The sequence below is a fragment of the Sphingopyxis sp. genome (genome assembly GCF_051861155.1).
In the GTDB taxonomy this organism is placed as follows: domain Bacteria; phylum Pseudomonadota; class Alphaproteobacteria; order Sphingomonadales; family Sphingomonadaceae; genus Sphingopyxis.
On the sequence record NZ_JBHYDE010000001.1, the window covers coordinates 34045 to 60791 of the forward strand.

General features: G+C 67.2%; 18 protein-coding genes. 8 read left to right on the forward strand and 10 right to left on the reverse strand.

Annotated features, from left to right (window positions below; all coding sequences use genetic code 11):
• Positions 1–43: 43 nt before the first annotated feature.
• Both ACTIFP_RS00165 and argJ read left to right on the forward strand, forming a co-directional pair.
• Entirely contained in the window at positions 44–1480 is a 1437-nt protein-coding gene (locus tag ACTIFP_RS00165; protein WP_439566706.1) for an aldehyde dehydrogenase family protein, read from the forward strand.
• 168 nt (positions 1481–1648) lie between these two features.
• The gene (argJ, locus tag ACTIFP_RS00170; protein ID WP_439566707.1) at positions 1649–2875 is read left to right on the forward strand and encodes a bifunctional glutamate N-acetyltransferase/amino-acid acetyltransferase ArgJ; all 1227 of its coding nucleotides are present in this window, start codon (positions 1649–1651) and stop codon (positions 2873–2875) included.
• A gap of 101 nt (positions 2876–2976) precedes the next feature.
• Here the strand turns inward: argJ and trxA are convergent, their stop codons facing one another.
• From trxA to ACTIFP_RS00205, 7 genes are all read right to left on the reverse strand, one after another.
• A complete protein-coding gene (gene trxA, locus ACTIFP_RS00175) occupies positions 2977–3297 on the reverse strand; it encodes a thioredoxin TrxA (RefSeq protein ID WP_293701859.1) in 321 nt (106 codons plus the stop codon).
• Between the two features lie 63 nt (positions 3298–3360).
• The gene (addA, locus tag ACTIFP_RS00180; protein WP_439566708.1) at positions 3361–6834 is read right to left on the reverse strand and encodes a double-strand break repair helicase AddA; all 3474 of its coding nucleotides are present in this window, start codon (positions 6832–6834) and stop codon (positions 3361–3363) included.
• Positions 6831–9848, reverse strand: a complete 3018-nt coding sequence (gene addB, locus ACTIFP_RS00185) for a double-strand break repair protein AddB (protein WP_439566709.1) — start codon at positions 9846–9848, stop codon at positions 6831–6833. The genes addA and addB overlap by 4 nt, the downstream gene beginning before the upstream one ends.
• A 54-nt stretch (positions 9849–9902) precedes the next feature.
• Positions 9903–10598: a nucleotidyltransferase family protein gene (locus ACTIFP_RS00190; RefSeq protein ID WP_439567277.1), complete on the reverse strand. Its 696-nt coding sequence runs from the start codon at positions 10596–10598 to the stop codon at positions 9903–9905.
• Between the two features lie 20 nt (positions 10599–10618).
• Positions 10619–11602 (reverse strand): aminoglycoside phosphotransferase family protein, encoded by a 984-nt coding sequence (locus ACTIFP_RS00195; protein ID WP_439566710.1) that lies wholly within the window; start codon positions 11600–11602, stop codon positions 10619–10621.
• Positions 11587–12036, reverse strand: a complete 450-nt coding sequence (tsaE, locus tag ACTIFP_RS00200; RefSeq protein WP_439566711.1) for a tRNA (adenosine(37)-N6)-threonylcarbamoyltransferase complex ATPase subunit type 1 TsaE — start codon at positions 12034–12036, stop codon at positions 11587–11589. The genes ACTIFP_RS00195 and tsaE overlap by 16 nt, the downstream gene beginning before the upstream one ends.
• The gene (locus ACTIFP_RS00205) at positions 12033–14390 is read right to left on the reverse strand and encodes a PAS-domain containing protein (RefSeq protein WP_439566712.1); all 2358 of its coding nucleotides are present in this window, start codon (positions 14388–14390) and stop codon (positions 12033–12035) included. The genes tsaE and ACTIFP_RS00205 overlap by 4 nt, the downstream gene beginning before the upstream one ends.
• A 341-nt stretch (positions 14391–14731) precedes the next feature.
• Between ACTIFP_RS00205 and ACTIFP_RS00210 the strand changes: the two genes are divergently transcribed.
• From ACTIFP_RS00210 to ACTIFP_RS00220, 3 genes are all read left to right on the forward strand, one after another.
• Entirely contained in the window at positions 14732–17839 is a 3108-nt protein-coding gene (locus ACTIFP_RS00210) for a TonB-dependent receptor domain-containing protein (protein WP_439566713.1), read from the forward strand.
• 85 nt (positions 17840–17924) lie between these two features.
• Positions 17925–18710, forward strand: a complete 786-nt coding sequence (locus ACTIFP_RS00215; protein ID WP_439566714.1) for a hypothetical protein — start codon at positions 17925–17927, stop codon at positions 18708–18710.
• Positions 18710–20293 carry a tetratricopeptide repeat-containing sulfotransferase family protein gene (locus tag ACTIFP_RS00220; RefSeq protein WP_439566715.1) on the forward strand — a complete coding sequence of 528 codons (1584 nt, stop codon included), beginning with the start codon at positions 18710–18712 and terminating at the stop codon, positions 20291–20293. The genes ACTIFP_RS00215 and ACTIFP_RS00220 overlap by 1 nt, the downstream gene beginning before the upstream one ends.
• A 61-nt stretch (positions 20294–20354) precedes the next feature.
• Here the strand turns inward: ACTIFP_RS00220 and ahcY are convergent, their stop codons facing one another.
• Complete coding sequence (gene ahcY, locus ACTIFP_RS00225) at positions 20355–21770, reverse strand: adenosylhomocysteinase (RefSeq protein WP_439566716.1); 1416 nt, start codon at positions 21768–21770, stop codon at positions 20355–20357.
• A 401-nt stretch (positions 21771–22171) separates the two neighbouring features.
• On the opposite strand from ahcY, the gene ACTIFP_RS00230 reads away from it, so the two are divergent.
• Positions 22172–22570, forward strand: coding sequence for a hypothetical protein (locus tag ACTIFP_RS00230; protein WP_439566717.1), 399 nt, complete (start codon positions 22172–22174; stop codon positions 22568–22570).
• Here the strand turns inward: ACTIFP_RS00230 and ACTIFP_RS00235 are convergent.
• Positions 22567–23130 carry a YqgE/AlgH family protein gene (locus ACTIFP_RS00235; protein WP_439567278.1) on the reverse strand — a complete coding sequence of 188 codons (564 nt, stop codon included), beginning with the start codon at positions 23128–23130 and terminating at the stop codon, positions 22567–22569. The two genes, ACTIFP_RS00230 and ACTIFP_RS00235, sit on opposite strands and share 4 nt — an antisense overlap.
• Positions 23131–23475: 345 nt before the next feature.
• Between ACTIFP_RS00235 and ACTIFP_RS00240 the strand changes: the two genes are divergently transcribed.
• Together ACTIFP_RS00240 and ACTIFP_RS00245 are read left to right on the forward strand one after the other, a co-directional pair.
• Positions 23476–23958 carry a peroxiredoxin gene (locus ACTIFP_RS00240; protein WP_439566718.1) on the forward strand — a complete coding sequence of 161 codons (483 nt, stop codon included), beginning with the start codon at positions 23476–23478 and terminating at the stop codon, positions 23956–23958.
• 291 nt (positions 23959–24249) lie between these two features.
• The gene (locus ACTIFP_RS00245; RefSeq protein ID WP_439566719.1) at positions 24250–25734 is read left to right on the forward strand and encodes an AMP nucleosidase; all 1485 of its coding nucleotides are present in this window, start codon (positions 24250–24252) and stop codon (positions 25732–25734) included.
• Between the two features lie 122 nt (positions 25735–25856).
• On the opposite strand, the gene ACTIFP_RS00250 is transcribed toward ACTIFP_RS00245, so the two are convergent.
• On the reverse strand, positions 25857–26666 hold the full coding sequence (locus ACTIFP_RS00250) for a hypothetical protein (protein WP_439566720.1): 810 nt from the start codon (positions 26664–26666) through the stop codon (positions 25857–25859).
• Positions 26667–26747 lie beyond the last annotated feature (81 nt).

The window sequence follows — 26747 nt, forward strand, 5'->3', positions numbered from 1 at the left end:
TAGCAATCCGAGACGTAAATTCACGCCGATTGGGAGAGAGAAAATGAGCGACACCGCAACGCACCTCAAGCAGAACTATATCGGCGGCCAGTGGGTCGACAGCAAGGGCGGCAAATCGCACGACGTGATCAACCCCGCGACCGAAGAAGCCGCCTCGACGATCGTGCTCGGCACCGCCGCCGACGTTGACGATGCCGTCGCCGCGGCGCGCGAAGCGCTGAAAAGCTGGTCGCAGACGACGCGCGAAGAGCGCCTCGACCTGCTGAATCGCATCGTCGAGGAATATAAGAAGCGCGCGGGCGACCTCGCCAAATCGATGGCGTCGGAAATGGGCGCCCCGGTCAGCTTTGCCGGCACTGCACAGGTCGGCGCCGGGATTGGCGGTTTCCTCGGCACCATCGCGGCGCTCAAGGATTTCGCCTTCACCGAAAAATATGCCGCGGGTGTCATCGCCTATGAACCGATCGGCGTCGTCGGCATGATCACCCCGTGGAACTGGCCGCTCAACCAGATCGCCCTGAAGGTCGCCCCGGCGCTCGCCGCGGGCAACACGATGGTGCTGAAGCCCTCCGAAGAATGCCCCGGCAACGCGACGATCTTTGCCGAAATCCTCGACGCCGCGGGCGTGCCGCCGGGCGTGTTCAATCTGGTACAGGGTGACGGCCCGACGGTCGGCAACGCGATCAGCGCGCACCCCGGCATCGAAATGGTCAGCTTCACCGGATCGACCCGCGCGGGCATCCTCGTTGCCAAGGCCGCCGCCGACACCGTCAAGCGCGTCCATCAGGAACTCGGTGGCAAGTCGCCGAACATCGTCCTGCCCGACGCCGATTTCGCCGCCGTGCTGCCCCCGACGGTGCAGGGCGTGCTGGTCAACACCGGCCAGAGCTGCATCGCCCCGACGCGCATCCTGGTCCAGAAAGAGCGTCAGGCCGAAGCGGTCGGCGTGATCAAGGCGATGTTCGACGGCACGTCGGTCGGCGATCCGCAGGCCGAGGGCGGCCATATCGGCCCCGTCGTCAACAAGGCGCAGTTCGACAAGATCCAGGGCCTGATCCAGTCGGCGATCGACGAAGGCGCAACGCTCGAGACCGGCGGCACCGGTCTGCCGAGCAACGTCAACCGCGGCTATTATATCAAGCCGACGGTCTTCTCGGGCGTCACCCGCGACATGCGGATCGCCAATGAAGAAATCTTCGGCCCCGTCGCGACGGTGATGGCCTATGGCGATCTCGACGAGGCGGTCGATATCGCCAACGACACCGAATATGGCCTGTCGGCGGTAATCTCAGGCGATCCGGCGCAGGCCGCCGGCTTGGCGCCGAAGCTGCGCGCGGGCATGGTCGCGGTCAACGCCTGGGGCCCCGGCCCGGGCGCGGCGTTCGGCGGCTACAAGGCGTCGGGCAACGGCCGCGAAGGCGGCGTGTTCGGGCTGAAGGACTTCATGGAAGTGAAGTCGATCAGCGGCATCCCGGGGTAAAGCGCTCGTCGCCCCCGCGAAGGCGGGGGCCGCCAGCGTCATTTCTCGGCGTCGCTGCATAAATCTCCAGCGGCCCCCGCCTTCGCGGGGGCGACGTAAAAACGGCCATACCCCTCCCGCATGCGGGAGGGGTTTTGCTTTGGGCCGATAGCGATTATGCGCCCTCGCATGACCACCCGCTCCCCCCTCGCCCCCGCCGCCTTCCCCGCGCTCCCCGACATCGCCGGGGTCACACGCCGCGTCGCGCGCGCGCAGTACAAGAATTGGGACCGCTGCGACCTCACCTATGTCGAACTCGCCCCCGGCACGACAGTCGCGGGCGTGTTCACGCGCAATGTGTGCTGCTCGTCCGAAGTCGAGCTCGGCCGCGAGCAGGTCAGGGGCGGAAAAGGCCGCGCGCTGATCGTCAACGCGGGCAACAGCAACGCCTTCACCGGCTATCGCGGGCGCGAGGCGGTCGAACAGATCATGGCGCAGGTCGCCGATCACCTCGGCTGCGCCGCGGATGAAGTGTTTGTCAGCTCGACCGGCGTCATCGGTGTCCCATTGCCCAAGGACAGGGCGCGCGCCGGGGTTGCGGCCGCACTGACCGCGCTACCTTGCTCGTGGGAAGCCGCCGCCGAAACCATCTGCACCACCGACACTTTCGCCAAAGGATCGACCGCGAGCGCGATCGTCGGCGGCAAGACCGTCCAAGTCGCGGGTATCGTCAAAGGCTCCGGCATGATCGCGCCCGACATGGCGACGATGCTCGGCTATATCTTCACCGACGCCGCGGTCGCGCCGGCGCTGCTGCAGGAGATGCTCAGCGACGCGACCGGCGGCAGCTTCAACAGCATCACCGTGGACAGCGACACCTCGACGAGCGACACGGTGCTGCTGTTTGCGACCGGACAGGCAGGCAACGCGCCGCTCGCCACCCGCGACGATCCCGGCGCCGATGCGCTGTACGCCGCGATCCACGCCGTCGCGCTCGACCTCGCGCAGCAGGTCGTGCGCGACGGCGAAGGCGCATCAAAGTTCATCGAAGTTCAGGTCAGCGGCGCGGTCAGCGACGACAGCGCCAAACGCGTCGCGCTCGCGATCGCCAATTCGCCGCTGGTGAAAACCGCGATCGCCGGCGAGGACGCCAATTGGGGCAGGGTCGTGATGGCGGTAGGGAAAGCGGGCGAACCCGCCGACCGCGACAAGCTGGCGATCCGTTTCGGCGATCACTGGGTGGCGAGGGATGGGCTGCCGGTTGACGGTTATGACGAAGCGCCCGTCGCGGCGCATCTGAAAGGTCTGGAAATCCGCGTCGGCGCGGATTTGGGCTTGGGCGAAGGCCGCGCGACCGTTTGGACCTGCGACCTGACCCACGGCTACATCAGCATCAACGCCGATTACCGGAGCTGATGCCCTACCCGAACCGTCACCCCGGCGAAGGCCGGGGTCTCGCCGTCGGCGACATGACGCACAGGTGAGATCCCGGCCTTCGCCGGGATGACGGTGTTGAACTAAAGCGCCCCCTCAAGCCAGCCCTTGAGCGCGCTCTTCGGCGCCGCGCCGACCTTGGTGTCGGCGACCTCGCCATTTTTGAACAGGATCATCGTCGGGATGCCGCGCACGCCATATTTGGCGGGGGCGTTGGGATGATCGTCGATGTTCAGCTTCGCGATCACGACCTTTTCGCCGAGTTCATTCGCGATTTCTTCCAGCGACGGGCCGATCATCTTGCACGGGCCGCACCATTCGGCCCAGAAATCGACCAGCACGGGGGTGTCGCTGTCGAGGACGTCGGCCTGGAAGCTGTCGTCGCTGATTGCCTTGGTACCCATGATATAAACTCCTGAATTTCGCTTGCCCTCAAGCTAAGAGGTCGCGGCCTCCGGCTCAAGACCTCAACCGCCCAAATTCGCCTTGGTTGCCGCCAAGCCCGGCTTGTGCGCGTCGAGCAGCGCGTCGTCGAGCGCGATCAGCCGCGGCCCGCCGGTGTAAAGCAGCGCCGCCTCGACCCGCCGCCCCGGAAAAATCGCCGCCAGTGCGCCGCGATACGCCGCCATCTGGCGCAGATAGGCGGGCTGCACCGCGGCGGCGCTGTCCGGTACATGGCGCCCCGTCTTGAAATCGATCACCGTCACCGCGTCGGTGGTGACCAGCAGCCGATCGGCGATCCCCGCGACGACCACGCCGTCGACCACCGCCGACAACGGCACTTCGGCAAGCGAGCCCGGCCCGAACAGTGCGGCGTGCGCCGAATCGTCCAATACGCTCAGCACCTCATCGACCATCGCAGCGCGTGCAGCGGCGTCAAGGTCGGCCGCCTGCACCTCCAGCCAGCGCAGCGCCGCAGCGCGGCGCCGATCGGGCGTCACTGGCGGCAGCCGCTCGAACAAAGCGTGCAGCAACCGCCCACGGTTCACCGCCGCGCCGCGCGCCGTGCCCTGCGGCACGGTTGCGACATCATCGTCGCCCAGCGCCGAGGGCGCGAGCGGGCGCGGCGGACGCGCTTCTTCGGGAGCCCGTTGCCGTGCCCAGGCAGGCATGGCAACCGGCGGCGCAGCGGCCCGCGCCTTTTCCTTCGCCGCGCGTGCCTTGCCCGCCACCGCATGAACGCGCTTCTGTCCCCAGTGCGATCCGGCGTCCTGCCATTCGGCACCCATGCCCGCCATCACCGCATCGACCGCGCTGTGCCAATTGCCCTCGGGCAGCTCGTCCGCTTTGCGCGTTCCGGTGACGATCAGCAGCTCCTCGGCGCGTGTCATCGCCACATAGAGCAGCCGCCAATGCTCCTCGCGCTCGGCGCGTTCCTTGGCGTCGTGCGCCTCGGCGATTGCGCCTTGCCGCTCGTCCTTGCCCAGCGGAAATACCGGCAATTTGTCCCACCCGGCCATCGACAGGCCAAAGCTCACGCGCCGCGGCTTCGGATCGTCGGTCGCATCGGCCAGGATGACGATCGGCGCCTGCAAGCCCTTCGACCCATGCACCGTCATCACCCGCACGACATTGCTGCGCGCCTCGCTCTGGCGTTTGATTTCGGCACTGCTCGCGGCGATGTGCGACAGGAAGCCGAGCAGCGACGGCGCCTCCTGCCGCTCGAACGCCAGCGCCTGCGCCAGCAGTTCGTCGATCGGGTCGCGCGCCTCGCGCCCCAGCCGATGATACAGCTTGCGCCGCCCGTCGAGCGGCCCCGACAACATGCGTTCCAGAAAGCGGAACGGCGTCGTGAAATCGCCCATGCCGAGCAAGCCGCGCAGCGCCGCCATCGTTTCGGGCGGAGCCACTTCTTCGCGCGCGCGCAACTGTTCCCACAGCGCCCGTTTCTGTCGGCCGTGGGCAAAGCCGAACAGATCGTCCTGGCTCCACCCGAACAGCGGCGACACCAGCAGGCTGGCGAGGTTGAGGTCGTCGAGCGGCTGCACCGCAAAGCGCATCGCGGCGAGCAGATCCTGCACCGCCAGCGACTGGGTGAGCGAAAAACGATCGACCCCGGCGACGGGGACGTGCAGCGATTGCAGCCGCGCGACGATCCGCGCCGCAACATCCTTGCGGCGGCGGACGAGGATCAGGATGTCGCCCGGCGCCACCGGACGCCCGTCCTTGCCATGCGCGATCCACTCGCGCACTTCGTCGGCGATCGCGCGCGATAGCCGCAGGCTGGCAGGGTCGCTCGCCGCGGCCGACGTGTCGCGGGGAGCGCCGCCCTCGTCATCGCCATCAACCTCGCCGACCCCCTCATCCTCGGCATCGGCATCGAGCGCTTTTCCGACCGGAAGCGGCGCCCACAACTCGACCCGCCCGGCGCGGTCCCGGTTGAACTCAGCGGGAATGTGCGGCGGCTCGTCGCTGTCGAGCCCCATCAATTCGGTCGCGCCCGCCGCGATCCATGCGTCGACGACGTCGAGCACCGCAGGGCTGGAGCGGTAGTTGGTATCGAGGTCGACATCCTCGAACGGCCTGCCGCCCGCCGCAGCCATTTGGGCAAAACTACGTCGAGCAGCCTCGAACGCTATCGGATCAGTTCCTTGAAAGCCAAAAATCGCCTGCTTGCGGTCCCCGACGGTGAACATGGTGCGGACGCGATCATCTTTTGCGCCCACTCCTGCGAAAAACTCGCCGGCCAGCGAGGCGACAATCGCCCATTGCCGCGCATTGGTGTCCTGCGCCTCGTCGACCAATATATGGTCGGTGCGCTGGTCGAGCTTGAAGCGCACCCAGTCGCCGAAATCACCTTGTGCGAGCAGGTGGCCCGCGATGCTGATCAGATCGTCGAAATCGGCCAGCCCGCGCTCGCGCTTGGCCAGCGCATAGGCTTCGGCAAAGCGGCTGCCCAGATCCCACGCCGCCGCCAGATCGTCGGAGACCGCCATCGCGGTGGCGGTGGCGAGCAGGTCATCGGCCGCGGCGACGATGCGTTCGGCGGCGGCGAGGCAGCTGCGCATCCCGCCCTTGTCCTTGGTATAATCGGCGCGCATGTCGCCGGTGCCGGTCAGGAAGCAGCCGCGCACTGCGGTCAGCATCGCGGCGCGGCCATGCGCGTCGGCACGAAACCAGTCGTCCATGATGTCGGCGCGGCCGTCGCCGGTCTTGGTCCCCCAACCGCGCCCGCTCGCGGCCACCGCCGCGATGTCGGCGTCGGCAATCGCGTCGTCCGCCAGCGCCGCCGCCTGCCAGCTCAGCGGATCGCCCTGCGGCAAGCCCAGCTGCGCGCGCAGGTCCGCGGCGCGCGGCGCCAGCCGTGGGGCGTTGGCGGCGGTGAAACTGCTCGCACAGCGCGCCAGGAAGGCAATCGCCGCGTCCTGCCCCAACCGCTGCGCCAGCATCGCCGCGATCGTCCGCATCGCATCGCCGTCGGCATCGGCGCGCGCGAGCAATTGCCCCAGCACCTCGCGCTGGAGCGCGCTCGCCTCGCTGTCCTCCAGCGCGCGAAACCCCGGCAATATTTTCGCCTCGAGCGGGAAACTCGCGAGCAAAGTCTGGCAGAAACTGTGGATCGTCTGCACGCGCACCGCGCCGCCGGGGCTGTCGATGACGGTGGCGAACAGCGACCGCGCGCGGTCGAGGATGCCCGGTTCGGCCCAGTCGGCGCCCAGCGCGGCAAGGTCGAGCCGCAAATCGCCGTCGGCCATCCGCACCCACATCGCCAGCCGCTCGTGGATGCGGTGCGCCATTTCGGCGGCGCCCGCCTTGGTAAAGGTGATGCACAGGATCGCCTCGGGCGACACCCCCGCCAGCATCAGCCGCAGCACGCGCGCCGACAGCACCTGCGTCTTGCCCGTCCCCGCCGATGCACCCAGCCAGACATGGTCTTCCGGCTGCGCCGCGGCGCGCTGGCCGCCGTCGAGCGTCTTGAGCAGCTTGTCGGGGTCGATCATGCCGCCCCCTCGTCGGTCGCACCCGGATCGGGATCACCCCGCCCGAACCATTCGTCGCGGCGCATCAGCTGGTCGAAATCGGGGTAGCGTTTGGCGCTGTCGCCAGGGACGAACGGCTCCTGCCCCAGCAGGAAGCGCGCGCTCAGCTCAGCCAGCGCCTCGCGCGCCCGCTCGATCACGGCGGCGGCGGTCGACGGTTTCGGCTTTTGTCCCTTGATCGCCTTGACCGCGCCATCGACGCCCTTTTTCCGGTCGCGCTTCAATTCCCAATATTCGAACGCGCCAACCGGCTCGGGGGCCAGATCGCCCAGCCCCGCTTCCTCGGCGATCAGCCCGAGCAGGCCGAGTTGGCTGTTCAGCCCTTCGCCCGCCGACTTGGCCGACGGCGCCGCGCCGGTCTTGTAATCGACGATCGCCAGCGTGCCGTCGGCGGCCTGATCGACGCGGTCGGCGGTGCCGCGCAGCATGATGCCATTGACCAGCAGCTTGCCGCTCACCTCATTGGCGACCGGCCAACGTTCCTCGCGCGCCGCCCACACCCGTTCGGCGGCCCAGCGCAGCGATGGTTCGATGCGCGGCAGCCAGAAGGCGCGGCCCAGCGAGTCGAGGGCGGGATCGGCGCGCAAAGCCGCGATTTCCGCCGCAAAGGCCGCCTCGGTCAGCCCCGCCGCCTGCCAGTCCTGCAGGAATTTATGCACCCGCGTGCCGAACCATTTGGCGTCGGGACCGCTGCTCAGCGGTTCAAGTTCGCTCAGCCGCAGGATCTTGGCCGCGTAAAAGGCAAAAGGATCGCGCGCCAGCTGGTCGACCCCGGTGACGCTGATCCGGTCGGGCCGCGCCGTTGGCGGCGGCGCCGGGCGCGGCTTGTCGGCGGGCTGGCTGTCGCCCGGCGGGACATCAAGCGTCGCCGCCAGCGCGGTCACCGGCTGCCCGTCCAGCGTCGCCGCGGGTAAGTCACCGCCCAACGCCGCCAGCCGGAGCCAGAAGCGCGACGCGACCGCCGGGTCGCCGCCGCTGCGCAGCGCGCGCGTCACCACCACCGCGCGCGCCGCAAAGGCACCGGCAAAATCATGCGCCGCCATCCCCTGCTGGCGCTCGGGGGCGGCGAGGCCGAGCATCCGCCGGATGCCGGGGGCAAGCCAGGGGTCGGGGCTTTGCTGCGGCGGCCAGCGCCCTTCGTCGAGCCCGCCCAAAATCATCAGGTCGGCGCGCTGCAACCGCGCCTCCAGAAGACCCCAGATGAACAGCCGCGGATGCCCGCCATAGGGCGGCCGGATGCTCTCGCCGCTCAACAGGTCGGCGAGCATCTTGGGGAAGTCGGCGGGCGCGACCAGCGCCGGACCGTCGCCCTTGGCCAGCGCCCAGCGATCGAAGAGGTCGGACAGCGCGCGGCCCGCATGCCCCGTCCACGCCCCCTCGCCGGTCAGCCAGCCGAGCGCGTCCTGCAACGCGGCAAGCAGCACCGACGGCGGGGCGGGCACTCCCGCGGCAAAAGGCACGAGCGCACCGCTCAGCCCCGTCGTCACCTCGGCCCACCAATCACTGATCGCCGCCGCCGCGCCATGCCCGCGCCGATCGCTGGCGGCCGCAATCTCGTCAATCCGCGCCGTCACCCCGGCCCAGCCCGGCACCAGCCCCGGGCCGCGCAGCACCAGGTCGAGCCGCCGCACCTGGTCGAGCCAGTCGAGCCGTCCCTCGCCGGCGCGCACCAGCGGATGGCCGAGCAGCGCGACCAGCCGCACCGGATCGAACGCCGCGGCAAATTCGGCGAGCAGCAACAGCAGCGCGCCCGGCGGCGTCTGCCCCAGCGGCTGCCCGGCGCTGTCGTCGACCGCAATGTCCCAGCGCGCCAGCGCCGCGGCGACGCGCTCGGCGAGCAGGCGGTCGGGGGTCACCAGCGCGGCGGTGCGCCCCGGTTCTTCCAGCGCGCGCCGCATCATCAGCGCGATCCCCTGCGCCTCCTGCCCGTCGTCGGCGAAGGTTGCCGCGCTGACCCCGGCCAGGCCGGGCGGGAGGTTTTCGGCGGCCTGCCAGCGCGCGGTGTAAGCGGCGGGCGCGAACAGCAGCGACAAAAAGGGAGTGCGCGCATCGGGGCCATCGAACGGCGACGCCGCGGCCCATTCGCCCACCTCGTCGCGCGCAATCCCCATCCGGCCGAGCAGCAGCTTCAGATGATATTGCGGATGCGTTTCGAGCGGGCGATCTCCCGGCTTTTCCGGGTCGGCTTTGACCGGCCCCAGCGCGTCCCATTCCTCAGCCGCCATGCCCAGATCGAGTCCCGGCAGCACCACCATCCCCTGCGGCAGGTCGGCGACGGTGCGCAGCAGCCGCGCGATCGCCGGCGCTGCGGTGGTCACCCCTGCGGCGACGACGAAACGCGCGGGCGGCGCGACGCGCCATCCGGCGCTGACCCGCGCGAGCAGGCGGTTGCGGCGGTCGGCGCGGTCGATATGCCCGGTCGCGGCCAGCATCGCGGGCCAATGATCGACGAGCAGGCGCAGCCGCTGCCACGACGCCTGCCAATGCCCGGCCAGATCGCCGAGCGTCGATTCAAGGTCGCTGAGCCGCGCCGGGGCGATCTCCTCATATTGCAGCTGGTCGATCACCCGCCCCAGCCCCTCGGCCAGCTGGAACGCCGCGGCGCCGGTGATCGCTTCCTCGCCCGCGGGATTGTGCCGCTCGATCAGCGCCGCGAGCATCAACCGCCGCCGCAGCGCATCGATCGCGGGCGGGATCGGTTCGGCGTCGTCGATCGCATCGAGCGCCAGCGCGACGCTTTCATCCAGATCGGCGTCGCCGATCACCGCCAGCCGCGGCATCAGCAACCCCGCCCCGCTGGCGCGCACAAACGCCGCCTGCACCGCGCTGCGCGCGCGATTGCTGGGCAGCAGGATCAGCCCTTCGGCAAGCCCCAATGCGCCATCGCCAAAACGATCGATCAGCCCCGCGGCCAAGGCATCGGCGAACGCCCGCTGGACCGGGATGGAAAAGACGGTGGGCTTCGTATCAGCCATCGGGTTCACACCTCGTCATTGCGAGTGTAGCGAAGCAATGACGAAAGGGGAGGTTCAAACCTCACTCAAGGCGGCTTCGGTCGGCGCAATGCGGGCCGGGGTGCCGACATCGAACCATTCGCCCATGTGCGACAACCCATAAAGCCGCCCCGCCGCGATCGCGCGGTCCCACAATATGTTCGTCGAAAACGCCCCCTCGGGCGCGCCGTCGAGCAGGCGCGGCGAGATCAGCTGGATGCCCGTATAAACAAAGGGCGCGATGCGGCCGGGCTTGCGCCGCGACAGCTGGCCGTTGGGGTCCATGTGAAAATCGCCCTTGCCGCCGTGCCCGGTGGCGCTCGCCTGACGAATGACCAGCAACAGCGCGTCCATCCGCGCCCCATCCCAGTGCCGCGCCAGATGCCGAATGCTGTCCTCGGGGCCATCGGTCCAGATATTGTCGCTGTTGACGATCAGGATCGGATCGCCGCTGAGCTGCGGCAGCGCCTTGACCATGCCGCCGCCGGTTTCGAGCAACAGGTCGCGCTCGTCTGAAATACCGATCGTGAACGACCGCTGCTGCGCCGCCAGATGCGCTTCCAATGCGTCGGCGAGGTAATGGACGTTGACGACGACATGCCCGATCCCCGCCGCCTCGATCCGGTCGAGGCTGTGGTCGATCAACGCCTTGCCCGCGACGCGCACCAGCGGCTTGGGCCGCGTAGCGGTAAGCGGACGCATCCGCTTGCCCAGCCCCGCCGCCATGACCATCGCGCTGTCGATCTTCACGCTCACAGCCACGCCGCCGCGCGTTTGTCGGCGGGGATATTCTCGTCGAACCAGGCACGCACGGGCGCCAGTCCCGGATGCGCCAGGTCGCGTTCGAGCAGCCCCCACATCCGCGGCTGGAACTGGCGATACCACGGCTTTCCGTCGCGTTTCCACAGCCGCACGAACACCCCCAGGATGCGCGTGTTGCGCTGCGCCGCGAGCGCCCAATAGGCACTCTCGATGTCCTGCCCGGTGGCACCCTGGTAGCGCGCCAGCATCGCCGCCTCGACCGCCGGAGTGACATCGCGCCGCGCATCCTCGAGCACCGAGGCGAGGTCATAGGCGGGGTGCCCGACCAGCGCGTCCTGAAAATCGAGCAGGCCATAATGGGCAACGCCCTCCTTGCCCGGAACCAGCATGATATTTTCGGCGTGATAATCGCGCAGCACGGTGACGCGCGGCAGGCCGTCATGCTCGATCGGGGTCAGCACCGCTTCCCATGCGCCGCGAAAGGCATCGCGGTCGACCTCGATGCCCAGCGTCGGGCAATACCAGTCGCTGAACAGCATCACCTCGTCGAGCCACTGTTCCAGCCCCAGCACCGGCAGCCCCGGCATCGGCGGGCGCGCATGAAGGTGGACGAGCAGGTCGGTCACCCCGGCGTACAGATCGACCTCGCGGTCGAGCGCGGCATCAGCTGTCTCGCGCAGCCGCACATCGCCGAAATCCTCGATCAGCAGCAATCCCTGCGCCAGGTCGCGGGCAAAGATTGTCGGCGCAGTCAGCCCCTGCTCGCACAGATATTCGGCGACCGCGATAAACGGCCGCGGATCCTCGTGCGGCGGCGGCGCGTCCATCAGCACAGCCTGCCGCGCACCGTCGACGACGCGAAAATAGCGCCGGAACGACGCATCGCCGGCCAGCGGCAAAATCTGGGCATCGCCCCAGCCATGCGCGGCGAGGAAGGCGGGCGCATGGGGGGGCGGAATCATCGGAGCGGCCATCGGCTCCCCCAAGACGTCGGCACGTCGGCTGTCAAGACGCGCGCGTCGCCGCTCCCCGAAATCGTGATCGACAGTGCACCCGGCCAACCCTGCGACCCGAGCCGCTCGGGCCATTCGATCAGCAGCGCGCCGTCGTACAGATACTCGTCGAGGCCAAGCTCGATCAGCTCGCTTTCATCCTCGATCCGGTACAGATCGACATGCGCGATGGGCAAATCGACCTCGGGCGGCGCATAGGGCTGGACGATCGCAAAGGTCGGGCTGGGCGCCTCACCCGCCAACCCCCGCGCCTTCAGCATCGCGCGCGCCAGCGTCGTCTTCCCCGCGCCAAGGTTGCCCGACAGCGCGACGACATCGCCCGGCATCAACGCCAAACCAATCGCCGCACCGATCCGCTCGGCGTCGGCCAGGGTATAGTCGTATCGGTGGCTCATGCGCTGCGCGGCAGGCTGATCCGCACCAGCGTGCCCTGCCCCGGCTCGCTCACCACCTCCATCGTCCCGCCGTGCGCGGCGACGAGCTGGCGCGCGAGGGCGAGGCCGATGCCGCCCGACGCGGTGCCCGCCTGCTGCCCCTTGGTCACCGCGGCGACTGCTTCGGGCATCCCCGGGCCATTGTCCGACACGATGATGTCGATCCCGCGCGCATCGCCCGCGGCGTGGAGCAGCACCCGGCCGCCGGTCTTGCGGGTCTGTGCGGTATAGCGCACCGCATTGTCGAGCAGCCCCGCGACCAGCCGCGACAGCCGTGGCGCGTCGCCGTCGATGCGGCCGAGGTCGGGCGCGATATTGCCGACCAGTTCGACCTTCTCACCCGCGGCAAAGCCCTTCGCATCGGCCAGCGCGCCGTCGAGCAGCGTCTGGACATCGACCGGCGCCCGCTCGACCACCAGCGACCCTGCCTCGCCCTGCGCCAGGTCGAGCACATTGTCGATCTGGCGCCCCAGCACCCCGACCGAATCCATGATCGCGGCGACGTAGCGCTGCTGCTGATCGCTCAGTTTGCCGGCATAGCCCGCCTGCAACATCTCGCCGAACCCGCCGATCGAGGTCAGCGGCGTGCGCAGTTCGTAACTCATCCGCGACAGGAACGCGGTCTTGACCTTGTCCGCCGCCTCCAGCGCCTCGTTGCGTTCGCGCAGCGCGCCCTCCATCCGACGGCTCGGCGTGATGTCGAGCATGATCAGCAGCGCATTGCCGTCGGGCAGCGGGATCGACGCGAAATCGAAATAGCGCCCGTCGGCGAAACCGATTTCGCCGCCGCGCTGCTGTCGTTCCAATGTCGCGGCGCGGATGACTTCCTGCACGATGCTGATCTGGTTCGGTTTCACCAGCCGGTCGGCCAGCCCGCCCATCAGCGCATCGACGCGCGGATGCGCCGCCAGCGTCCCTTCGTCGATCCCCCACAGGCGGCGGAAGCGCTGGTTCCACAAATGCAACCGCCCGTCGGGCGCGAACACCGCAATCGCCTCGAACAGATTGTCGAAGGTCGCGGTGCGCACACGCAGCAACGTATCGCGGGCACCCGCGAGCTGGACCTGCTCGGTCTTGTCTTCGGCGATCAGCAGCAGCCCGCCGTCGGGGGTCGGCTGGGCCACGACATGCAGGTGGGTGCCGTCGCGCAGCAGCCAATCCTCTTCGCTTGCCCCCGCCTGCGCGAACCAATCGACGTGCGCCTGCCGCCATTCGGGATAATCGCGCACCTCGGGGGTTCGCCCGCCCTCGCGCCACGCGTCGAGCAGCCGCGCAAACGGCCGCGCCTCGGCGACGTCGTCGGCGTCGAGCGCGAACAGGCGGCGGAACGGCAGATTGGCGAAGCTCAGCCCCTGATCGGGGCCGAATTGCGCCACCGCCGCCGACAGCCGGTCGAGCAGCTCGCGCTGGGTATCGACGAAGCGGCGGTGCGCGCCGCGCTCGCTCTCCAGCTCCTGGATGTCGATCGCATAGCCCGCGATGCCGATCACCCGCCCGCCGGTCGGCGCCAGCGGCACGTCGACGACGCGCATGATCCGCCGCTCGCCCTCGATCGTCACCGGGATCGTGCGCACCTGCGCCGCCCCCGCGCTGCGCGCCTCGTCGGCGGCTTCGGCGGCGCTGACCCCGGCGACGGTTTCGCACAGCTCGATGCCGCCATCGATCACCGCGACCGCGCTCTTGGCCTCGACCGCGCGGACATAGGCGCCATTGACGAGCGCCAGATTGAGGCCGGTGTCGCGGAACCACATCGGAAAGGGCGCGGCTTCGATCAGCCCCGACAGCGCCTCGAACGCCGCCATCGCCTCGTCGCGCTCGCTGCGCGCCTGCGCCAGCGCATGCTGGCCGTCGGTCGCATCGCTCAGCCACAGCAGCACGCTGCCTGCCCCACCGACCGCCTGCGGCGCCGGGGCGCCGTGCAATATTATCGTGCGATCGCTGCCCTGCGGCTTCAGGCTCAGCGTGAAGGGCTTGGCACCGCGCTGCGCGCCGAGGATCGCCTGGCGCAGCGCGTCATGGCCGTCGGCGTCGAGCCCGCTGTCCAGCCCGCGCAATTCGTCGAAATTGCGCGGCCCTTGCGCCAACCCCAGCCAGCGGCCCAGCTTCTCGCTCGCCTCGACCCGCCAGTCGGCGCGGACAATGATCGGCAATTGCGGCGACGCTTCGACCAGGCTGGCCAGCCGCTCGGCCTGCCCGGCGACGAAGGCCGCGCGGCGCTGCATCGCGATTCCGCGCCCGACCGCCCACAATCCGGCGAGCAGCCACAGCGCGGCAAACAGGCCCAGGGCAAAGAGCGCGCCCGACGACAGCGTCATCGTGCGGGCGCCGCGCCGTGCGAAAAATGAAGGGGGGGACGAAGGACCATCAGCCCGCCCTATCGCCTGTCCCCGAGGGTTTCAATCGCCTGGCGCCGGAACGCCCGATCAGGCTGCCCGATCTGCCGATCGCCGCCGGGACGCAGCATATGCGGCAATTCTGTCACAGGTAATTGACAAATCGGTGAATGGCGCGCCGCGGCGCTTGACTTGGCGTCCAAGCCTTGGAAGGCTAGTACATCGGCAAGTCAAAAGGCCCAAAGAGGCTGAAAAGGCTTGGCAATATTATACGGCCCACCCAATCGGGGGCGGCCTGGGCACTTAAAACCGGGGATTACATTATGAATGATTTGAGCAGGGCGTCGCTGCATGCGCGGCGGATTCTGGGTTTCGCGAGCCTCTCCGCGATGGCGGTGATGATGGTATCGCCGGCCGCGGCGCAGGACACCGCACCGGCCGAAACCGACGCCGCCGAAACCGCGGCACCCGAAGATGCGATCGTCGTCACCGGGTCGCGTCTGCGCAATGTGACGCCGTTCAACAGTCCCGATCCGATTGCGGTCATCGACCCCAATATCGCGTCGAAAGAAGGCAAGTTCGATCTGGCATCGACGCTGCAAAGCTCGCCGATCGCCGCCGGTTCGACCCAGATCACCGCCGCGATTTCGTCCAACTTCGTCACCAATGGCGGACCGGGCGCACAGACGATCGATCTGCGCGGTCTCGGCGCCAACCGCACCCTCGTGCTGCTCAACGGCCGCCGCGCCGGCCCCGCGGGTACCCGCGGCGGCGTGTCGTCGTTCGACCTTAACGTCCTGCCGCAGTCGATCGCCGAAAGCGTCGAAATCCTGAAAACCGGCGCATCGTCGGTCTATGGCTCGGACGCGGTCGCGGGCGTCGTGAACATCAAGACCAAGACCAGCACCAACGGCCTCGAACTCAACGGCACCGTTTCGGCGCCGTTCGGCGGCGGCGGCGAGGAATATCGCGTCAACGCGATCTGGGGCAAAACCTTCAGCCGCGGCCACATCCTGGTCGCGGGCGATTATACCAAGGTCAACGAGCTGAAGCGCGGCGATCGCAGTTATCTGGCCTGTCCGGAAGCCTTTACCTTCCGCCAGGACGGCAGCCGCGCCGACATCATCGATCCGCGCACCGGCCAGTTCAAGTGCGAAGATCTGCGCTGGGGCCACGCCTGGACCTATAATCTGATCGACAACCTCCAGCTCGACGGCCCCGGCGGCCCGAACACCGGCACCAACACCTCGCCGACCGGCGCGACGGTGCTGATGCAGTTCCAATATCCGGGCGAACGGCTCGGCGTTCCGACCTATGGCGCGCCGGCCTATCCGGGCGACTTCGGCATGCCCGCCGGCTGGTTCCCGACCGGTTACGATACCGCGTCGCTGGCGATCCAGAATTCCTATCACCCGTTCCAGGCCGATCAGACGCTGATCCCCGAAACCGAACTGTACACCGGGTTCATCGACGGCGCGTTCGAAATCTCCGATTCGATCGAATTGTTCGGCGAATTCCTGTTCAACCGTCGCGAAACCTATCAGAACGGCTGGCGCCAGTTCTGGAACTTTGGCTACACCGGCGACCTTTACGGCACCGGCACCCCGGCGACCAGCTGGGCGCAGGGGTGGCAGGGCGTCAACCTGATCAGCCCGACCGCGATCACCGACCAGTCGGACAGCAGCCAGCGCGTCGATTATTATCGCGGCGTGGCGGGCGCGCGCGGCGACTTCGGCGGCACCGGCAACTGGCGCTGGGAGGTCTATGGCCAGTACAGCAAGAGCATCGGCAAATATCGCACCCAGCAGGCGCTGCAGGATGCGTATGACACCGGCTATTTCCAGACCGCGTCGTGCGTCGGCACCGTGACCCCGGTTTCGGGCAAGCAGTGCGTCGACATGCGCTGGCTGAATCCCGATTTCCTCGCCGGCAACCTGACGCAGGCGGAAAAGGATTTCTACTTCGAATGGGAAGAAGGCAAGACCGTCTATACCCAGAAGTCGGGCGAAGCGACGCTGACCGGCGATCTGTTCAAATTGCCGGCGGGCGCGGTCCAGGTCGCGCTGGGCGGCACCCTGCGCGAAGACCGCATCAACGACGTGCCGGGTGAAATCACCCGCGCCGGCAACGCCTGGGGCGCCTCGACGTCGGGGATCACCGCGGGCAAGAGCATGACGAAGGAAGCGTTCGGGGAAATCAACATCCCCGTCCTGGCCGACAAGCCCTTCTTCCAGAATCTGACCCTCTCGGCCGCGGCGCGCATCACCAGCGTCAAATCGACGCGCGCGTCGGATGGCGTGTCGGACAGCGACAACGGCAACTGGACGTACAAGCTGGGGGCCAACTGGGCGCTCAACGACACGATCCGCTTCCGCGCCAGCTATGGCACGTCGTTCCGTGCGCCGGCGCTGTTCGAACAGTTCCTCGCCGACGAAACCAGCTTCCCGCGCCAGGTCGACATCGATCCTTGCGTCAACTGGGCGGCGAACCTCGCGGCGGGCCGCATCACGCAACGTATCGCCGACAATTGTTCAGCCGACGGCGTGCCGAACAACCATCCGGGCGGCGGCGTGACGGCGACGGCCACCTCGCGCGGCGGCCTTGGCCTGCTCGAAGCGGAAACGTCGAAGGCGATGGTGGTCGGTGGTGTATTGACGCCGAAGTTCAACTTCCTGCCCGACACGACGATCAACATCGCGGTCGATTATTTCGACATCAAGGTGAAGGGCCAAATCACCCAGTTGGGTGCCCGGAACATCATCTTCGGCTGCTATGATTCGGACGATTTCCCGAATGATCCGCTGTGCGACCTGTTCACCCGCGGCCAGACCGCGGCGCCGAACAACATCAACGAAGTGCGCGACCAGTTCGTGAACATCGCGCGCCAGCGCAACAGCGGCGTCGACCTCAACGTCAATATCCGCCACGATCTGGGCAAATTGGGACGCCTGTCGTTCACCGCCGACATGACCTGGCAGACGAAAGACGTCTTCCAGTTGCTGCCGACGTCGACGGCCGAGGATGACAATGGCGAAGTCGGCTCGCCGCAGTGGGTCGGCGATTTCCGCCTCAGCTGGGCCGCCAACGGCGGCACGACGCTGTTTTACGGCATGAACGTCATCGGCGGCACGTCGAACGTGGCGGAATTTGTCGATCGCAACGGCGGCGTCTGCATCACCAACGCGCTGCGCGGCACCTATTGTCCCAAGCTGACGACCCCGGCGGTCTTCTACCACAATGCGTCGATCACGCAGGAGATCAACGACCGGTTCGAGATCACTCTGGGGGTCAGCAACCTGTTCAACACGCGCCCGCCGCGCGTGTCGACGCTGAACGGCGGGACGATCTCGATGATCGGGCCGGTGGTCGCCGCGTCGCAATATGGGTTCAGCGGACGCCGCGGCTTCGTGAGCGTCAAATCCAAGTTCTGATCGATTTGACACGACAAACTCTGGGGCGGCATGGCAACATGCCGCCCCAATTGTTTCTATTATCCGCCAGGAGCGCCCGCACCCCATGCCCGAAGTCACGGTGAAAGCCGACACGCTCGATGCCGAGAACCGCCGCTTCGGCCAGGCCGCGCTGCGCCAGCCGGTGTTTCTGAACAGCGTGCCCAAAAGCGGCAGTCACTTGCTGCGCAACATCATCCGCATGTTCGTGCCGGTCGAACAGCAATATGCGCGCGATTTCATCCAGTGGCCGAACCTGCAACAGCATCGCAGCGCCTTTGACCCGGCGCGGCCGATGCTCAGCTGGGGCCATTTATTCTTCGCCGACGCCTCGGCGATCGAAACCGCACCGGCGCGGCGCATCCTGCTCTACCGCGATCCCTATGACTGGGTGATCGCGCGCGCGCGGTTTTTCGCGTCGGAGCAATTTTCGGGCAATATGGATTTTTTCAAGACCGGCGCGCTGACCGTCGACGAACTGCTCACGATGATGATCTTCGGCCTGCCGGGCAAGGCGCCCTCGCTCAACGACATTTATGAGATGAACGCCGCGGCATGGCTGGGCGCGCGCGTCCATGCCGTGACCTATGAGGATCTGCTCACGCATCTCGGCGACCTGGACAGCCCGGCGGCGGCGACCTTTTTCTCCGCCCTGCTCGGCGCCTGCGGCATCGACCGCCCCGACGATTGGCAGCTGCGCGTCCGCACCGGCGCCGACCCCGCGCAAAGCGGCACCGCGCGCACCAACCTCACCGGGGTCGCGCTCGACTTTCCGGCGGCGCTCGGTCCGCGCCACCGCGCCCTCGTCGATTATCAGGCGCCGGGGCTGCGCGCGCTGCTCGGCTACAGCTGATGAGCCTGGACGGCACCGTCAGCGCCTTTCCGCTGCTGATCCGCGCGACCTCGCTCGCCAATGCCGGGCGGCTCGAAGACGCCGCGCAGCAGGTGATCGCGCACTTGCGCCAACGCCCCGACGAGCCGCAGGGACTCGCCAAGCTGGGCGAGATCGCGATGCTGCTCGGCGCGCTCGGCCAGTCCGAACATTTCCTCCGCCGCGCGCTCGCCGCGGGTGCCCGCGACGTCGCGGTGCGCCGCCACCTCGCCTCGGTGCTCAACCAGCAGGAACGGCTGGACGAGGCGGCCATGCTGTTCGCCGCACTGGAACGCGAAATCGACGATCCGGTCATCCCCGCGATGCACGCGCTGATCCTCGACAAACTGGGCCATAACGCCGCAGCGCAGGCGATCCAGCAGAGGCTTGCCGAACAGCATGGCGACAAGCCGCACCACTGGATCGCCTATGGCCACAGCCTGCGCGCCGCGGGCAAGGTCGATGCCGCGATCGCCGCCTATCGCCATGCGATCGCCGCCGACGACGAATGCGGCGAGGCCTGGTGGGCGCTCGCCAACATCAAGAGCCGCGTGCTCACCGACGCCGACGTCGCGCATATGCAGCGGATGATCGGCATCGCGATCGACGTCCGCAACAGCGCCCCGCTCCACTTCGCGCTCGCCCGCGCGCTCCACGACCGCGGCCGCTACCGCGAGGCGTTCGACCATTATGAACAGGGCAACCAGCAGCGCGCCGACGACATCGCCTATGACGCGCGCGAACTCACCGCCGAGGTCGCCGAGATCGAGGCCGCGGTCGATCCCGCCTTCATCGCGGCGCTCGGCGACCAGCCGGTCGGCGACGCGGTGCCGATCTTCATCGTCAGCCTGCCGCGCTCGGGCTCGACCCTGCTCGAACAGATGCTCGGCAGCCATCCGGCGATCGAACCCGTCGGCGAGCTGCCCTATGCCCCCGCGATCCTGCGCGGCGCGATGGAGATGGCGACGCGGCGCGGCAAGGTGACGGTGCCGCAGCTGATCGCGCGGATCCCCGACGCTGCGGCTGCGGCAATGGGGCAGGATTATCTCCGCCGCGCCGCACTGCACCGCAAGACCGACCGCGGCTTTTTCGTCGACAAGCTGCCGCACAATTGGAGCAACATCCTCTTCATCCGCCGCATCCTGCCGCAGGCGAAGTTCCTCGACATCCGCCGCGACGCGATGGACTGCTGTTTCTCGAATTTTTCACAAAGCTTTTCACACGCCCATGCTTCGTCGTTCCGGCTCGCCGACATCGGCCAATGCTACGCCGATTATGTGCGGATGATGGCGCACCTGGATCGCGTCGCGCCGACGCTGGTCCACCATATCGACTATGACGCGATGGTCGCCGATCCCGAAAGCCAGCTCCGCCCCGCGCTCGCCCATCTCGGGCTCGACTGGGATCCGGCGCTGCTCGATTTCCACAAGCTCGACCGCGTCGTCCGCACCCCGTCGAGCGAACAGGTGCGCCGCCCGCTCAACCGCGACGGCATGGACGTGTGGAAACCCTATGCCGACTGGCTGGGGCCGCTGCGCGATACACTGGGGCCGCTCGGGCGCTGAACGAAAACGGCCCGCTCCCTCGTCGGGAGCGGGCCGCTCTGATCCACCTCAGTGGACGTGATCAATAACGATAATGGTCGGGCTTGAACGGCCCTTCGACCGGCACGCCGATATAGTCGGCCTGCTTCTGCGAGAGCTGGCTCAGCTTCACGCCCAGCTTTTCAAGATGCAGCGCTGCGACCTTTTCGTCGAGATGCTTGGGCAGGACATAAACGTCGTTCTGATACTGCTCGCTGCGCGTCCACAGCTCGATCTGCGCCAGCGTCTGATTGGTGAAGCTCGCCGACATCACGAAGCTCGGGTGACCCGTCGCGTTGCCGAGATTCACGAGGCGGCCCTTCGACAGGATGATGATCTGCTTGCCATCCGGAAATTCGACCAGGTCGACCTGCGGCTTGACTTCGGTCCATTTGTAGTTGGCGAGCGCCGCGATCTGGATCTCGCTGTCGAAGTGGCCGATGTTGCAGACGATCGCCATATTCTTCATGCCCGCCATATGTTCGGCGGTGATCACGTCGGCGTTGCCGGTCGCGGTGACGAAGATGTCCGAACGTTTGACGGCTTCGTCCATCGTCACGACTTCGAAGCCTTCCATCGCCGCCTGCAGCGCGCAGATCGGATCGATTTCGGTGACGAGAACGCGCGCGCCGCCGTTGCGGAGGCTCTGGGCGCTGCCCTTGCCGACGTCGCCGAAGCCGGCAACCGTGGCGACCTTGCCCGCGAGCATCACGTCGGTGCCGCGGCGGATCGCGTCGACCAGCGATTCCTTACAACCATAGAGATTGTCGAACTTCGACTTGGTGACGCTGTCGTTGACGTTGATCGCGGGGAAGGGCAGCTCGCCCTTCTTCGCGATATGGTACAGGCGGTGGACCCCCGTCGTGGTTTCTTCCGACACGCCCTTGATCGCCTTGACCGTCTTGGTCAGGTAGCCGGGGTTGGCCGCGACGAACGCCTTCAGCGCACGCTGCATCTCGATCTCTTCTTCATTCTCGGGGGCCGGCATGTCCTGCCCGGCTTCGAGCTTCGCGCCCCACAGCGCGAACATCGTGGCGTCGCCGCCATCGTCGAGGATCAGGTTGCAGGTCGTGCCGTCTTCGACACCCCAGTCGAAAATGCGGCCGACATAGTCCCAATAATCGGCGAGGCTTTCGCCCTTCACCGCGAACACCGGCACGCCCGTCGCGGCGATCGCGGCGGCGGCATGGTCCTGGGTCGAAAAGATGTTGCACGTCGCCCAGCGGACTTCGGCGCCGAGCGCGGTCAGCGTCTCGATCAGCACCGCGGTCTGGATCGTCATGTGGAGCGAACCGACGATCTTCGCGCCCTTCAGCGGCTGCGCCGCGCCGAACTCGCTGCGCAGCGCCATCAGGCCCGGCATTTCGGTTTCGGCGATGTTGATTTCCTTGCGACCGAAGTCGGCAAGTTCGATGTCGGCAACGACATAATCACGGGTATCGGCGGCGAGAGTGGCCACGGTGTGTCTCCTGTAGGCGAGTATCGGCCGCAGGCGAGCGGCCCCGAAAGCATGAGTAATTATGTTGCGCGCCCTATCCGAAAGCGCCCTCAGGATCAAATATAAACTTTTCTTTATATCGCAATGACGGGTCGGTCTGCCGAACGCCGCGGGCGCGCGAATCGCAGGCGCAAAATGCACCGGGCCGCGAATTTATTTTCAACGGGCGCGATTGTGACAGTCGGGGCCGCAAAATTGTGACACCGAGTCGCGACCGCCAAGATTCTGAAAATCCTGACTTATAATGCGCCTTGCGATCAGCATAATTTGCGATTGTGACACGAGTGTTACAAAGTGCCGAAAACATTGACTTTTCCGCTGATCAGCGAGAAAATCGGCTAAGTTTTCGAGGGGATAGAGAGATGAAAAAAATATTGCTGCCGCTGATCGCATTGGCTTTCGCGACCCCGGCTGCCGCGCAATCGATCATCGTTGTCACGGGCCCGCAGGCCGATTCGATGACGCTGCCCGTCGCTTATGCCGAGCTGCGCGCCGGTGAAAATCACGCCGCGATCGCCAAGCTGACCGGCGAGACCACCCTCGACGCCCGCGACCCGTCGCGGCTGATCAACCTCGGCACCGCTTACGCTCGCCTGGGTCGCACCACTGATGCCGCCGCCGCTTACGACGCCGCTATAGCCAGCCCGATCCGCTACGATCTCGAACTCGCCGACGGGCGTTATGTCGATTCGCGCTGGGCCGCCCGCACCGCGCGCGCCAATCTTGCCGCCGGTCGTCCGCTGCTCGCGCTAGCGCGTTAAGCCTCGCCGCCCTCGGTTGTCAGCAAGCGGGCGTCCACTCCCGCTTCGGCAAACGCCGCCTGCCAGCGTCTGGCGGGCGGCGTGTCGAACAACAGGGCGTCGCTGCCCGGGGTGACGTGCCAGCCGTGGCGCACCATCTCGCCCTCCAGCTGCCCCGCCGACCATCCGGCATAGCCCAGCGCCACCAGCCATTGGGCGGGACCGCGCCCGTCGCCGATCGCGCGCAAGATGTCGTGCGAGCTCGACACCATCCAGCGATCGCTGACCTGCACCGCTTCCTGCCCGCTCCAGTCCAGGCTGTGCAGCACGAACCCCCGCGACGGCTCGACCGGGCCGCCCAGAAACACCGGCTGTTCGAGCGGATCGTCATGCGCGATTTCGAGCTGATCGAGCACCGCGCCGACGGTCATCCCGGCCATCGGGTCGGAAATCCCGATGCCCATCGCCCCCTCCTCATCATGGCTGATCATCGCGATCACCGAATGCTCGAAGCGGGGATCGCCAATCCCGGGCAGCGCAAGCAGCAGCTGGCCGGTGAACCAAATGGGGTCTCTCTCCATCGCGCCATCATGCAGCGGCGCGGCGGGGTGGTCCAGCATCTTTGGCGCGAATGTCGGCTTCGGGGTGGTGAGCGGACGTTCTCACCTAACTTCGTCATTCCCGCGAAGGCGGGAATCCCGCTTTTTTCCTTCGCCGTCGCCAAGCGGGATCCCCGCCTTCGCGGGGATGACAGGAAATGGTCGTTAGCTGACCCTCGCCATCCCGGACTTCTATGCCTGCAACCAAATCGCCAACCACTAATCCCTCCAAAATCCAACCCCAACCCCCTCACCAACCTTGACTCGCGCCCCGCCCGACCCAATGTCTCGCCGACCAATATCCCCTCAACGAAAAGGATGCCGACCATGACGATCCAGCCCGGCGACAAGCTGCCCGACGCCACCTTTGTAAAGGTCACCGAAAATGGTCCCGAACAGGTCAGCACCGCCGATTATTTCAAGGGCCGCAAGGTCGCTTTGTTCTCGGTCCCCGGCGCCTTCACCCCGACCTGTTCGGCCAAGCATCTGCCGGGTTTCGTCGACAAGGCCGCTGAACTGAAAGCCAAGGGCGTCGACGAAATCGTCTGCACCGCGGTCAATGACGCGTTCGTGATGGGCGCATGGGGCAAGAGCGGCAACGCCGATGGCAGCGTCACCATGCTCGCCGATGGCAACGGCGATTTCGCCGAAGCGGTCGGGCTGACCATGGACGGCAAGGCGTTCGGCATGGGCAAGCGCGGCCAGCGTTTCTCGATGGTCGTCAACGACGGCGTCGTCGAACAGCTGAACGTCGAAGCCCCCGGCGAATTCAAGGTGTCGAGCGCCGATCATATGCTCGAACAGCTGTAAGGCAAAGTCTTGCCCCTCCCCTTCAGGAGTGCCGGGTCGGTCATGCCCCCGGCATGACCTGAACAGTCCGGGGGACTGTTCACCCGGCACTGGGCAGCGAGACTTGGTCCGGCTCTTGCCGGACCTTTAGTCGAGCGGGGTGGGGCCATCGGCCTTGGGCAACCTCGCGAGCCCCCACCCGCTGCGACTAGGCAGCAAGCTGCCAAGTCTCGCAGCCCTCCCCTGAAGGGGAGGGCGTCCAAGATCGTGCCCCTCTTCCCTTTTGTCATATTTTCGTGCAACAGCGACGCGATGACATCATCATCGCAAAACCCCGACATCACCGACCCCACCGCCCTCGTCGACGCGATCATCGCCGAGCTCCAGACGCGGTTCCGCACCTCGGTCACCAACCTCAAAACCGCCATCGCCGACTATGTCCGCGACCGCACCCTGCCGCCCGCCGACGCCGCGGCCACCGGCCTGTTCGACTATCCGGCGATCCGGCTGACGACCACCGGCGAACAGCGCGAGGGGCAAAAGGGGCATAATCTCGCTTTCGGCCGTTTCGAGCGCGCCGGCACCTTTGAAACCACCGTGACGCGCCCCGACCTGTTCGCCGATTATCTGCGCGACCAGCTCATGCTGCTCGCACGCCATTATGACATCAGTCTCGAAGTCACGCGCACCGGGCAACAAATCCCCTTCCCCTATGTGCTCGACGCCAGCGACGGGTCGGACATGGGTGGGGTTACCCCGCTCGAACTCGCGCGCCATTTCCCGACCACCGAGCTCGCCGACATCGGCGACGAACTCGCCGACGGGCTGTTCGGGCAAGACCCGGCGGCGGCGCAGCCACTCGCCTTGTTCGACGCGCTGCGCACCGACTTCTCGCTCGCGCGCCTCCGCCACTACACCGGCACCGCGCCCGAGCATTTTCAGCGCTACATCCTGTTCACCAACTATCACCGCTATGTCGACGAGTTCGTCGCCTGGGCGGGCGCGCAGGTTGGCCAGGGCCGCTATACCGCGCTCGCCGGCGCCGCGGGACTCTATGTCGACCAGCCTGGCGTCAACGCCAGCGCGCTCGTCGCCGACAGCGCCTGGCGGCGGCACCAGATGCCCGCCTATCACCTGATCGCGCCCGACGGCGGCGGCATCACGCTCGTCAACATCGGCGTCGGCCCGTCGAACGCCAAGACGATCTGCGACCATCTCGCGGTGCTGCGGCCCGAAGCGTGGCTGATGATCGGCCATTGCGGCGGGCTGCGCCCCAGCCAGCGCATCGGCGACTATGTGCTCGCCCACGCCTATCTCCGCGACGACCATATTCTCGACGCAGTGCTGCCGGTCGAAATCCCTATCCCGCCGATCGCCGAAGTGCAGGTTGCGCTCGCCACCGCCGCCGAGTCCGTTTCGGGCACCAGTGGCGCCGATCTCAAAAAACGCATGCGTACCGGCACCGTCGTCACCACCGATGACCGCAATTGGGAGCTGCGCTACACCGACAGCGCGCTGCGCTTTTCGCAATCGCGCGCGATCGGCATCGACATGGAATCGGCGACCATCGCCGCGCAGGGCTACCGCTTCCGCGTCCCCTATGGCACCCTGCTCTGCGTCAGCGACAAGCCGCTCCACGGCGAACTCAAGCTGCCCGGACAGGCGAACCGCTTCTACGAGGAAGCGATCGCCGCGCATCTCCAGATCGGCATCCGCGCATGCGAGACGATGCGCGACGAGGGCGCCAAGTTGCACAGCCGCAAACTCCGCGCGTTCAACGAACCGCCGTTCCGGTAATCGATACGTCGCCCCCGCGAAGGCGGGGGCCGCAAGCGGGCTGCTCCCGCCGCGCCGTATAAACCGATAGCGCCGCCCGCCTCCGCGGAGGCGACAGCTATGTAAATGGCCGCGGCCCCGCCCTATTTCGCCGGTCGGCAATCCTTGAGCCACACCGACGACAGCCCATAATCGAGCTCGTCGAAGGTACCGGTCAGCTCGACATGCTTGTTGGGTTTCAACTGAAGCGCATAAACACTTTGCCCCGGGGCGAGGATGCAGTTGACCGAAAAACCCGCCGACGCGCGGCCCGGGACGATGTCGGTCAGCACGCTGGACAGCAATTTCCATTCGACGCGATAGCTGCCGCGCGCCGGCCCCACATAGGACACCGGCCCATAAAGGGTGAATTGCCGACCCTCATAGCGTTTCTGCACCGCGGCGTTATTTTTGTCGGCCTGGCCGGTGATGTCCTGCGAAAAGCGCAGCACGCTCATGCGGACGGGCGCGCTGGGCGCGCTGGCCGCACCCAGCCCCCTGGCAGCAAGCGCCTCGCCCGCCTTGCCGCCCTTCAGCTGGGCCAGGATGCCGCACATTTCGGCCTTGGCGGCGGCGGCGGGGATGCCCATTCCGGCGCGCAGCTTGGCCTCCATGCGAACCGTGCCCGCGCCGTCAGCGGCAATCTCGATCGGGAAAGGGCGCGACTTGCCGGTCGGCGGCGGCTCGACCAGCATCGCACCGCCGTCGGGCTCGACGGCCAGGATCGCATAGCCTTTTGACGCGACGATGCCGTTGAGCTGGCCGATCGCGCTCCGCATGCTCATATTCGGCACGGTGGTTGTCGCGACAAAACGCAGCCCGGTGACCGGATTGCCCTTTTTGACGAAACTATCTTCGCAGGTCGCGGCCTGCGCCGTCCCGGCACCCAGAAACAGGCCCGCGGCCGTCAGCATGACACGCTTCACTCGATTTGCCTTTCCTTGCATCAAAGGCAAATGTCATCGCCGCGCCGGTGCGCCGACGCTATCGCAAAA